The sequence below is a fragment of the Dolomitihabitans soli genome, from assembly GCF_022213955.1.
GTDB lineage: Bacteria > Actinomycetota > Actinomycetes > Streptosporangiales > Streptosporangiaceae > Streptosporangium_A > Streptosporangium_A soli.
Genome location: NZ_JAKNTW010000010.1, coordinates 1 through 12075, shown reverse-complemented (window position 1 = coordinate 12075; position 12075 = coordinate 1). Strand labels below are relative to the sequence as shown.

General features: G+C 69.3%; 9 protein-coding genes and 1 pseudogene. 8 read left to right on the top strand and 2 right to left on the bottom strand.

The window, feature by feature from the left end:
* Positions 1-33 precede the first annotated feature (33 nt).
* Complete coding sequence (gene tnpA, locus MBA17_RS21975) at positions 34-462, bottom strand: IS200/IS605 family transposase (RefSeq protein WP_238498418.1); 429 nt, start codon at positions 460-462, stop codon at positions 34-36.
* A 196-nt stretch (positions 463-658) separates the two neighbouring features.
* Positions 659-2281, bottom strand: a complete 1623-nt coding sequence (locus MBA17_RS21970; RefSeq protein WP_238498417.1) for a glycosyltransferase family 2 protein — start codon at positions 2279-2281, stop codon at positions 659-661.
* Positions 2282-2429: 148 nt separating this feature from the next.
* On the opposite strand from MBA17_RS21970, the gene thrC reads away from it, so the two are divergent.
* The 8 genes and pseudogenes from thrC to MBA17_RS21930 all read left to right on the top strand — a co-directional run.
* Positions 2430-3488, top strand: a complete 1059-nt coding sequence (gene thrC, locus MBA17_RS21965) for a threonine synthase (protein ID WP_238498416.1) — start codon at positions 2430-2432, stop codon at positions 3486-3488.
* Between the two features lie 17 nt (positions 3489-3505).
* Positions 3506-4426, top strand: coding sequence for a homoserine kinase (gene thrB / locus MBA17_RS21960; RefSeq protein WP_238498415.1), 921 nt, complete (start codon positions 3506-3508; stop codon positions 4424-4426).
* A 463-nt stretch (positions 4427-4889) separates the two neighbouring features.
* A complete protein-coding gene (gene rho / locus MBA17_RS21955; protein ID WP_238498414.1) occupies positions 4890-7100 on the top strand; it encodes a transcription termination factor Rho in 2211 nt (736 codons plus the stop codon).
* Positions 7101-7303: 203 nt separating this feature from the next.
* Positions 7304-7522: a 50S ribosomal protein L31 gene (gene rpmE / locus MBA17_RS21950; protein ID WP_238498413.1), complete on the top strand. Its 219-nt coding sequence runs from the start codon at positions 7304-7306 to the stop codon at positions 7520-7522.
* Positions 7523-7623: 101 nt separating this feature from the next.
* The gene (prfA, locus tag MBA17_RS21945; RefSeq protein WP_238498412.1) at positions 7624-8676 is read left to right on the top strand and encodes a peptide chain release factor 1; all 1053 of its coding nucleotides are present in this window, start codon (positions 7624-7626) and stop codon (positions 8674-8676) included.
* Positions 8677-8686: 10 nt separating this feature from the next.
* Entirely contained in the window at positions 8687-9541 is an 855-nt protein-coding gene (prmC, locus tag MBA17_RS21940; protein ID WP_238498411.1) for a peptide chain release factor N(5)-glutamine methyltransferase, read from the top strand.
* Between the two features lie 51 nt (positions 9542-9592).
* Entirely contained in the window at positions 9593-10258 is a 666-nt protein-coding gene (locus MBA17_RS21935; RefSeq protein ID WP_238498410.1) for an L-threonylcarbamoyladenylate synthase, read from the top strand.
* A 94-nt stretch (positions 10259-10352) separates the two neighbouring features.
* Positions 10353-12075, top strand: a pseudogene (locus MBA17_RS21930) (hypothetical protein); the annotation flags it as partial.

Below are 12075 nucleotides of genomic sequence, written 5' to 3'. Positions count from 1 at the left end.
GCCGGTAAGCGATCGAGTAGGCCATCGAGCGGCTCAGCCCGGGTGTTTCTGGTTCTCGATGTACTCCTCGATGATCGATAGGGGTGCGCCGCCGCAGGAGGCGGCGAAGTACGACGGTGACCAGAAGTGCCCGCCCCCCGAATACTTGCCGATATGTGCCGGATACTCCTTGCGGAGCAGCCGCGCGGACACGCCCTTGAGGCTGTTCACCAGCGTCGAGAGGGCGACTTTGGGTGGGTAGTGCACGAGCAGCTGCACATGACCGTCCTCGCCGGTGAACTCGACCAGCTCGGCCCCGAAGCTGTCGCACACCTCGATCATGATGTCTTCGCAGCGACGCAGGATCTCGTCGGTGAACACACCCCGCCGATACTTTGGCATGAAGACCAAATGCGCGTGAAGCGCGCATACGACGCTTCTGCCCCTTCTAACATCGGGGTTCGGTTCCCATCGCGGTGACATGGACCCAACGATAGAATATTCGATGAAAACTGGTGGTGCAGGTCAAGCTCCTGCCGACGCCTGAGCAGGCGACCCTGCGCGCGGCGGGTACGGCTCCGCAAGCCCAGCGGGTCACGCTGCATTCATGGAGCTTCCACCAGCTCCGCCGGTTCATCGCCTACAAAGTCGAAGCCACCGACGGCGAGGAGCTGCGAGCTCAGTCCTTCAAGGCTGAGAAGCTGACGGCGTTGCGGAGCTTGCCGAGGAGGCCGGGGCGCGCGGGCGGCGGTTCGGGTGCCGGGGCCTTCGGGGGTGGTGGTTTCGGGGCGGGGTTCGAGCCGGTGGGCGGGGCGGGGTTCGAGCCGGGTGCCGACGCGGGTTTCGGGGCGGGTTTCGGGGCGGGCCAGTAGTCGGCGGGGTCGCCGTGCCGTACGCCGTGGGTGGCGTCGAGGAGTTCGGTTCTGCGCGCGTCGGTGAGGGCGCGGTCGGCGCCGGGCCTGATCAGGTCGGCGAGGGCGGCGTCGGGGGTGGCGAGGAGCAGGGCGCGGCTGAGGGCCTCGGTGCGCTCCAGGCGGGCCGTGTGGTCGCCGGGAAGGGTGACGACGAGCATGCCGTCCCGGTTCTGCTGGACTGTGTCGATCATGAGTTTGAGCGTGTCGGCGGCGAGCGGGACCTCGACCGGGCCGGTGTACCGGAACGGGATGGGCGCGGGCGTGGGGACGATCTCGTCGGCGAGCCGTACCCGTACGTCGTGCGCGAAGTGCTCGCTCAGCAGCCGCAGGTCGAGCTGGGGGTCGGCGAGCACCTGACGCCGTTCGCCGGTCAGCTTCGACCACGGCGCGACGAGCGTGACCACCACGTCGCGCACCGACCCCTCAAGCGCCGCCCCCACCGCGCCGCGCACGGCCTCCGCACCGGCGTCCCCGATCTCCAGGACCACTTCGACGTACGGCACGAGCCACTGCCGCCCCTGGTCCTTACGCAGGTCACGGCGGAGCGGGACGCGATGCGCGAGGTACGGCGAGACCACCCGGACCGCGCGGTCACGTTCGAGACGCTGGGCGGGCAGCCCGAGGTGGACCGCCTGCGCGGCCGGGTCGGGGACGAACACGACGCCGCTGGATGCGAGCCGGTAGGCGAACTCGGTGTCCTCGCCGCGCGGGACGGCCGGGTCGATGCCGCCGACCGCCAGGAACAGCTCGCGGTGCAGGCACAGCGTGGGGCCGGTGCACACGTGGTAGGGATTGCGGCTGGCACGCAGCCCGTCGAGGCGGGCGATGGTCTGCTCGGTCGAGCTGGGCACCGCCGCGTCCAGGTCGAACAGGTCGGCGAGGCCGCCGCCGAGCACCCCCTCGTGCACCTGTTCCGGGGTCAGCTCCGGCTCGTCGAGAAACCTCTTGTAGCCGATGGCGACCGCGTAGTCGGTCAGGTGGTGCCAGCGGGCGAGCGCCTCGATGTGCTCCTTACAAGTGATCATGTCGGCGTCGAGCCGCTGGATCAGGACACCCTCGGCGGCGGCGGCGCCCGTGTTGAACGCGTGGCCGATGCCCCAGCCGGACGGGTCGGCGGTAACGATCCGGGTGTCGATCGGCGCGATCTCGGGCAGCCGCAGGGGAGGCTCGCTGCCGTCGTCGACGACGATGACCTCCAGCAGGTGGACCGGATAGGTCTGGGCCGCCAGGGCCGCCAGGGTCAGGTCGAGACGATGCTGCCCGCCGTGGGCGGGGATGACGACGCTCACCGGCAGTGACGGCTGCCACCCGCCGAGCGGCGGCGGCTCCAGCGGAGAGTGGTCGTTGTGTCTGATCAGGGGCCGGGCGGCGCCCGCTCCACCCGTCATGGCGAATGCTCCTCGTGCGTCTGCCGGGGGGAAAGCATCTGCCGACCCTATCGGTGATGTCCGCCGGTGGGACATCCTGTGTCGGCAGGTCAGGCCAGTGCCCGTAAACTCGGACACCTACACAGCATGCAGCCGTAGGAGCAGAATCATGACCAGCGCATGGCGTGGCCTCATCGAGGAGTATCGCGACCGGCTTCCGGTGACCACGGCGACGCCGGTGATCACCCTGCTGGAGGGCGGCACGCCGCTCGTGCCGGCCCGGCGCGTCTCCGCGCTCACCGGCTGCGACGTCTACCTCAAGGTCGAGGGGCTCAACCCGACCGGCAGTTTCAAGGACCGTGGCATGACCATGGCCATCAGCAAGGCGGTGGAGTCGGGCGCGAAGGCGGTCATCTGCGCCTCCACCGGAAACACCAGCGCCTCCGCCGCCGCGTACGCGGTGCGCGCCGGGCTGACCTGTGCGGTCCTGGTGCCCCGCGGCAAGATCGCAATGGGCAAGCTGGCGCAGGCACTCGTGCACGGCGCCAAGCTCCTCCAGGTCGACGGGTCCTTCGACGACTGCCTGGAGATGACCAGGAAGCTGTCGGAGAGCTACCCGATCGCGCTGGTCAACTCGGTCAACCCGTACCGGCTGCAGGGGCAGAAGACCGCGGCGTTCGAGATCGTCGACGTGCTCGGCGACGCGCCCGACGTGCACTGCCTCCCGGTCGGCAACGCCGGCAACATCTCCGCGTACTGGATGGGCTACAAGGAGTACGCCGCGGACGGCCCCGCCACCGGCACGCCCCGCATGCTGGGGTTCCAGGCGAGCGGTTCCGCCCCGATCGTGAACGGCGCGCCGGTGACCCACCCGCACACGATCGCCACCGCCATCCGGATCGGCAACCCCGCGTCGTGGCAGCTCGCCGAGGCGGCGCGTGACGAGTCGGGCGGCGACATCCAGGCCGTCACCGACCGGCAGATCGCCGCCGCCTACAAGCTGCTCGCGCAGGAGGAGGGCGTGTTCGTCGAGCTGGCCTCGGCCGCGAGCGTCGCCGGCCTGCTCCAGGCGCACCAGCAGGGGCTGGTCCGCGCCGGTGAGCGGGTGGTGTGTACCGTCACCGGCAACGGTTTGAAGGACCCCGACTGGGCGATCTCCGGGGCTCCCGCGCCGGTCACGATCTCGATCGACGCCCACGCTGCCGCGATGGCGCTGGAGCTCGCCTGACATCTCGAAGGTGACGCATGTCCGATAGCACGACCGTCGTCGTCCGCGTGCCCGCGACCTCGGCGAACCTGGGCCCGGGATACGACACGCTGGGGCTGGCCCTCCGCCTCCACGACGAGATCGAGGCCACGCTCACGGGTACGGGAATCGACATCGAGGTCACCGGCGAGGGGGCCGGTGAGCTCGATCCGGGCGAGGGCCATCTGGTCGTACAGGCGATGCGGCGGGCATTCTCCCGGATGGGCGCGCCGCAGCCGTCAGGCATCCGTCTGCGATGTCACAACCGCATCCCGCACGCCAGGGGCCTCGGCTCCTCCTCCGCGGCCATCTGCGCGGGCATTCTCGCCGCCAGGGCGCTCGGCGGCGGCCTGCCCGACGGCCTCTCCGACGAGGACGTCTACGCGCTGGCCACCGAGATGGAGGGGCATCCGGACAACGTCGCGCCGTGTCTCGCGGGCGGATTGACGATCGCGTGGAGCGAGCGATCCGGAGTTCCGCGTATGGTGAAGCTGCGCCCGCATGCCGAGATCCGGCCTGTGGTCGTCATCCCCGGGCACCGGTTGTCCACCGAAGTGGCGCGGGGATACCTGCCGAAAGACGTGCCCCACACCGACGCCTCCGCCAACGCGGGGCGGGCGGCACTCCTTGTCGCGGCGGTGACACTTCAACCGGAGACCCCGGTGCTGCTCGCCGCCACAGAAGATCGGCTGCACCAGGACTACCGCGCGCCTGCCATGCCACAGACCGCGGATCTGGTAAAACGTCTCCGCGCGGTCGGAGTTCCCGCAGTCGTGTCCGGGGCGGGGCCCACAGTTCTTGCGTTTTCGTCAGCGGATACGCAGGATTTGATCGCGTCAGAAGTGGGTACTGACTGGCACATCCAGCCTTTGGACGTCGACATCGATGGTGCGACCGTCCAGTTTCCCGAGACACGCTGATGCCTCTTCGACCTTCAGGGAATAGCCGTGTGCGCTGGTGATGTTAGGCTTATAGCCGCACCAGATGCCCCCATGATGGGTGCGTGCTTGTCAGCCACACATCGCTGCATCATGCTCCACCTCATCAGATGTGGGCAGCACACTGTTCCTGAATCCGTCGTCTCCGGTTGGTCCACATCCGGTAGACGCGTCGAGGGGCGGAGTGTGCGGGGATACGCGGGCTCCAACCATCTCGACATCTGGTTGGCAATAACAATCCGGGGGGTGACCTCCAGGCACCCATCGCCGGCACGTCCCGGCGCTGACGGCTTGGACGGACCTGTCCCCGACAGTGGCAGCCGTCCTTCGGGGCGGCCAAGGATCGCAACGTGCACCCCGACCCGGTCTGTCCCGCCGGATCGATCGCACCTCCGGGACGATTGGCTTATCGCGGCCGACGCCCGACCCCTGGGAAGGACCCTTAGTGAGCGACACCACCGAACTCCTCTCCGACACCGGCTCTGGGAAGCCGGCGGCCGGCGACACCCCCACGCGCGCCCCGGCCAAGCCGCGACGTCGCTCCGGCACCGGCCTGTCCGCCATGGTGCTGCCTGAGCTCCAGCAGCTCGCGTCGAGCCTGGGTATCAGCGGGACCGGGCGGATGCGCAAGAGCCAGCTCATCGCGGCCATCCAGGAGAAGCAGGGCGTTTCCGCTGATGGCGGCCAGACGCCCGCCGCCGGAGACACCGCCCCCGCCGCGCCCGCCGCGTCGAAGGCGGCGGCCGCCGCGCCGCCGGCCGAGCAGCCCGCCGAGCGCCCTGCGCGTGCCCGGAGGGAACGTTCCCGCGCCGTCGCGCCGGAGCCGGTAGCCGAGCAGCCGGCCGCGCCCGAGCCGATCGCCGCGCAGGCGGCACCCGTGACGCAGGCCGAGCCGGTCGTCGCCGCGGCACCCGCCGTCGTCGAGCAGCCCGAGAGCGCGCAGTCCGACGGCCGGTCCGAGCGTGGCGAGAGCCGCCGCGAGCGGGGCGACCGCCGTGGCCGCGGTGAGCGTGCCGACCGCGGTGACCGTGCTGAGCGTGCTGACCGCGGTGAGCGTGCCGACCGCGGCGACCGTGCCGATCGTGACCGTGGTGACCGCGCGGAGCGTGGCGACCGGCGCGAGCGTGGCGACAGCCGTACCGACCAGCGGGCAGCGGACGCCGGTCAGGGTCGCGGAGACCGTGACCGTGACCAGGGCCGCGACCAGGGCCGCGAGCAGGGCCGCGAGCAGGGCCGCGAGCAGGGCCGTGACCGTGACCGTGACCGTGAGCAGGGCCGCGACCGCGACCGTGACCAGGGCCGTGAGCAGGGCCGTGACCGTGAGCAGGGCCGTGACCGTGACCGCGATCGCGACCAGGGCCGTGACCAGGGGCGTGGCGGTGACCCGCGAGGCGGCGACCCGCGGGGCGCCGACCAGGACGACGACGGCAGCCGTCGCGGCCGTCGTGGCCGGTTCAGGGAGCGGAACCGTCGTGGACGTGACCGCTTCGACAGCAACGAGCCGGTCGTCGGCGACGACGATGTCCTGATCCCGATCGCCGGAATCCTGGACATCCTCGACAACTACGCGTTCGTGCGCACCAGCGGTTATCTGCCGGGTGCTAACGACGTCTACGTCTCGCTGGCCCAGATCCGCCGTAACGGCCTGCGCAAGGGCGACGTCATCACCGGCGCCGTGCGCCAGCCGCGTGAGGGCGAGCGGCGCGAGAAGTTCAACGCGCTGGTCCGTCTCGACACCGTCAACGGCATGGACCCGGACCAGGGCCGGAACCGTCCCGACTTCAACAAGCTCACGCCTCTCTACCCGCAGGAGCGCCTGCGGCTGGAGACCGAGCCCAACGTGCTGACGACCCGGATCATCGACATGGTGACCCCGATCGGCAAGGGCCAGCGCGCCCTGATCGTCTCGCCGCCCAAGGCGGGCAAGACGATGGTGCTCCAGGCGATCGCCAACGCGATCACCAGGAACAGCCCCGAGTGCCACCTGATGGTCGTGCTGGTCGACGAGCGTCCGGAAGAGGTCACCGACATGCAGCGGTCGGTGAAGGGCGAGGTCATCCACTCGACCTTCGACCGTCCCGCCGAAGACCACACCACGGTCGCCGAGCTCGCCATCGAGCGGGCCAAGCGGCTGGTCGAGCTGGGCCACGACGTCGTCGTGCTGCTCGACTCGATCACCCGGCTCGGCCGCGCCTACAACCTCGCGGCGCCGGCCAGCGGCCGGATCCTGTCCGGTGGTGTCGACTCCACGGCGCTCTACCCGCCGAAGCGGTTCTTCGGCGCGGCCAGGAACATCGAGAACGGCGGTTCGCTGACGATCCTCGCCACGGCGCTGGTCGAGACCGGCTCCAAGATGGACGAGGTCATCTTCGAGGAGTTCAAGGGCACCGGCAACGCCGAGCTCAAGCTCAACCGCTCGCTGGCAGACAAGCGGATCTTCCCCGCGGTGGACGTCGACGCGTCCAGCACCCGTAAGGAAGAGATCCTGATGTCGAAGGACGAGCTGCAGATCACCTGGAAGCTGCGGCGGGTGCTGCACGCTCTCGACATGCAGCAGGCTCTGGAGCTGCTCCTGGAGAAGATGAAGGAGACCAGCTCCAACGCCGAGTTCCTGCTCCAGGTCCAGAAGACGACCGTGAGCAACGAGCGCGACTAGCGTCACCGAGGGAGACGGCGGGCCGCCACGGCCCGCCGTTTCCGCGCACGGGAATTACCCACGGCCTGGGATGGTTGCAGGATCTGGCACACTGGTAGCCGAACCGCAGCAGGTACCGGTTCCCGCCCGCGCGCACCCGTCCGGTGTGCTCAGCGCGCAGAGTCACGGCGACCCGGCGACCGCACCTTGCGAGAGGAAAGAACATGAAGCCCGACATCCACCCGGAGTACGTCGTCACGCAGGTCACCTGCACGTGCGGCAACTCCTTCACCACCCGTAGCACCGCGAAGAACGGCTCGATCCACGCCGACGTGTGCTCGGCGTGTCACCCGTTCTACACGGGCAAGCAGAAGATCCTCGACACCGGCGGCCGGGTGGCTCGCTTCGAGAAGCGCTTCGGGAAGAAGACCACGGGCAACTAGCTCAGATCACCGCCGACTCGGAATCATCCCTCGTCAGAAGGATGTGACCGGGTCGGCGTTCTTCATGGTCAGGCTTTTGCTCTTCGAAGGGACGACGCACGGTGAATCTGGACGAGCTGCTCAAGGAATACTCCGAGCTGGAGACCACGCTCTCCGACGCCGCCGTGCACGCCGACCAGAACAGGGCGCGCACGCTCGGCAAGCGTTACGCCGAGCTCACCCCGATCGTGACCACCTACCGGGAGCTCGACGGGGTCCGTGAGGACCTCGCCGCCGCCAGGGAGCTGGCCACGGAGGACGCGTCCTTCGCCGCGGAGGCCGAGGAGCTCCAGGCGCGGATCGGCCCCTTGGAGGACCGGCTCAAGCACCTGCTCATCCCGCGCGACCCCAACGACTCGAAGGACATCCTGATGGAGATCAAGGCGGGTGAGGGCGGCGAGGAGTCGGCCCTGTTCGCCGGTGACCTCCTGCGGATGTATCTCCGCTACGCGGAGCGGGTCGGCTGGCGGGCCGAGATCATCGACGCCCAGCACTCCGACCTCGGCGGCTACAAGGACGTCACCGTCGCCATCAAGGCGAAGGGCCACGACGGCGTGTGGTCGCAGCTGAAGTTCGAGGGCGGCGTTCACCGGGTGCAGCGGGTTCCGGCGACCGAGTCGCAGGGGCGCATCCACACCAGTGCGGCCGGCGTGCTCGTCTACCCGGAGGTCGAGGAGGTCGACATCCAGATCGACCCCAACGACCTGCGCATCGACGTGTTCCGCTCGGGCGGCCCCGGCGGCCAGAGCGTCAACACCACCGACTCGGCCGTCCGCATCACCCACGTGCCCACCGGCGTCGTCGTCTCCTGCCAGAACGAGAAGAGCCAGCTCCAGAACAAGGATTCGGCGATGCGCGTGCTGCGCGCCCGCCTCCAGGCGATGGCCGAGGAGGAGGCCGCGGCCTCCGCCGCCGCCGAGCGCAAGTCACAGGTGCGCACGGTCGACCGTTCCGAGCGCATTCGCACCTACAACTTTCCGGAGAACCGCATCTCCGACCACCGGGTCGGCTTCAAGGCGTATAACCTTGATCAAGTCCTGGACGGCGAGTTGACCGCGGTGATCCAGGCTTTGACCGACGCCGAGACGGCGGAGAAGCTCGCCGCCCATTCCTGAACCCCATGACATGACCTTCCTCCTGGACGAGATCGCCCTTGCCACCGCCCGGCTGGCCGAAGCCGGAGTGCCTTCTCCGCGTACCGACGCCGAGGAGATCGCGGCCTTCGTTCACGGCGTGCGCAGAAGTGAGTTGCTCACGGTCAAGGACGCCGATTTCGACGCGCTGTTCTGGGAGGGCGTCGCCCGGCGCGCGGCCCGCGAACCCCTGCAGCACATCACCGGCCGCGCCTACTTCCGTTACCTGTCACTGGAGGTCGGCCCCGGCGTCTTCGTGCCGCGCCCCGAGACCGAGGTGGTCGCGGGCTGGGCGATCGACCGGCTCCGCGAGATGGACGTCGCCTCGCCCGTCGTCGTGGACCTCGGCACCGGCTCCGGCGCCATCGCCCTGTCGATCGCCCAGGAGGTGGCGCTCGCGCAGGTGCACGCCGTCGAGGTCGACCCGCGCGCGTACGGCTGGGCCAAGCGCAACATCTCCGAGCTCGGACAGGGCCGGGTGACCCTGCACCCCGAGGACCTGGCCGAGTGCCTGCACGAGCTCGACGGCCGGGTCGACCTGGTCATCTCCAACCCGCCCTACATCCCGCCCGGCGCGATCCCCCGCGATCCCGAGGTGCGCGAGTACGATCCGGCCCGCGCCCTGTACGGCTCGGGCGCCGACGGCCTCGACGAGGTCCGCGCCGTGGAACGTACGGCCCGCAGGCTGCTGCGCCCCGGCGGATTCGTGGCCGTGGAGCACGCCGACGCGCAGGGATCCGCCGTCTATCTCACGTTCACCGAGGACAACGGCTGGCGCGACGTGCGAAGCCGTCAGGACCTCACTCGCAGGGACCGCTTCGTCACCGCCCGCTTCGGCCAGGAGTGAACCGGGCCCTGTCCAGCACCTGACCATGTGCACCTGGAAGGATTGTCTACCGTGACCCGACGTTATGACTGTGCGGATGCGGAGCAGCGGGCCGCGGGACTGACCGACGCGGCCTCCGCCGTACGCCGCGGCGAGCTCGTGGTGCTGCCCACCGACACCGTGTACGGCGTGGGCGCCGACGCCTTCACCCCCTCGGCGGTCACCGCGCTCCTTGAGGCCAAGGGACGCGGCCGTGACATGCCCGTCCCCGTGCTGGTGGGCACCGTCCGCGCGGCCAACGCGCTGGTGGAGAGCCTCGGCCCGTACGGGCAGGACCTCGTCGACTCCTTCTGGCCGGGTCCCCTCACCCTGATCTGCCAGGCCAACCGGTCGCTCTCCTGGGACCTGGGCGAGACCAAGGGCACGGTGGCGATCCGGATGCCGCTGCACTCGGTCGCGCTCGACCTGCTCAAGGACACCGGGCCGATGGCGGTCAGCAGCGCCAACCGCGCGGGCGCCCCGCCGGCCGTCACCGCCGCCGAGGCGGAGGACCAGCTCGCCGAGACGGTGGCCGTCTATCTCGACGGCGGAGCCTGCGTGGACAGGACCCCCTCCACCATCCTCGATCTGACCACGGCGGTCCCTCGCCTGCTCCGTAAAGGTGCGATCAGCCAGGAGAAACTACGGGGCGTGGTGGGTTACGTCGCCACGGACGGAGATTCCGACATCCCGGGCTGAGCACGACAAGATCCATGCTGTCTGATTATCTTCGGGACGAATGACCGTAACCCAGGTACCGTGAGGTGGGCTGATACCTCCCTGGGAGTCGCGCATGGGCAAGTTCGATGGAATGGACCCCAAGCTCGTTCGTCAATTGCTGGCTGAGGTCAAACGCGCGGCCACCGAGATGCGGACCACAGAAGGACGCGTGGCCAGGCTGGTCAGCGCGGCGGGCGTGCCGTCCGGGACGGCTCATCGTCCCGTTCAGGTGGCCGATGCCGCCGACGACATGGTGCGTGACGTGACCTCGCGGCTCACCCTTCTGGAGAAGAAGGAGAAGGACCAGACCGCGACGGAGCCCGCGCGGAACGGCCAGACTCCCCGCGACGCCGACGAATCGGTCGTGCAGACGAAGGACCCCGAGGACAAGGGCACCCGTTCCGACCGCGATGGCAACCCTCGCACGGACATGCCCTCAGAAGGCGCTGACAAGGACGACAAGGGCACCAAGGACGAGACGCCTGCCCCCAAGCAGGACACGCCTGCACCGAAGGACGAGACGCCTCCGCCGAAGCAGGACACGCCTCCGCCAAGGGATGAGACGCCGCCGCCCAGAGAAGACACTCCTCCGCCGAAGGAGGACACGCCTCCACCGAGGGACGAGACGCCGCCGCCCAAGGAGGACACGCCCCCACCGCAGCAGGATGATCCCACTCCGAAGGAGGAGGACAGGGATCCCAAGGGCGATCGGGAAGACAATCCGCGTGACGATCGGGGTGGTAACACCGATCCCACCGATCCTGAGGGCGGTAACACCGACCCCTCCGATCCTGAGGGCGGTAACACCGACCCCTCCGATCCTGAGGGTGGTAACACCGACCCCTCCGATCCTGAGGGTGGTAACACCGACCCCTCCGATCCTGAGGGTGGTAACACCGACCCCACCGGCCCCGAGGGCGGTAACACCGATCCCGATTCCCAGGATCGGCCGGACACTCCGGAGAAGGATCATCCCAATGACTCCGATGGTCCGGGGGGTTCGCGGAGGGAGCTCGAGGTCGACGGGGTGCGGATTATCGAGCAGCAGTTCGAGCGGCCCACGATGGAGGAACTCCGCTACATCATCGACAACATGGAGAATGCCAAGCCCTTGGACATTCCGTCGGTGGAGTACGGGGAGAGTTGGGAGGGTCCGGGCAGTCCGACTCCGGATGGCCCGCCCGGCCAGGTGGAGCCCAGTCTGCCGAGTTCGGAGGACAAGTCCGACGGGCCGGTCCCGGAGCAGAACGGCCCCGCTACGGACCAGGCCGTTCAGACCGTCCAGACCGCCAATGGCACCGTGTCCCAGCCCGATACGCTGCGTGCCGCCGAGGTCGGGACGCCCTACGGGTCGGAGGCGCGGATCGGGACCGACCTGCCGCCCGCGGCCGGCGGGATCGAGTACGGCGCGGAGCCGTCGCCCGCGGACGAGACGCCGCCGCCCAAGGAGGACACGCCTCCACCGCAGCAGGATGATGCCGCTCCGAAGGAGGAGGACAGGGACGATTCCCAGGATCGGCCGGACACTCCGGAGAAGGATCATCCCAATGACTCCGATGGTCCCGGGGGTTCGCGGAGGGAGCTCGAGGTCGACGGGGTGCGGATTATCGAGCAGCAGTTCGAGCGGCCCACGATGGAGGAACTCCGCTACATCATCGACAACATGGAGAATGCCAAGCCCTTGGACATTCCGTCGGTGGAGTACGGGGAGAGTTGGGAGGGTCCGGGCAGTCCGACTCCGGATGGCCCGCCCGGCCAGGTGGAGCCCAGTCTGCCGAGTTCGGAGGACAAGTCCG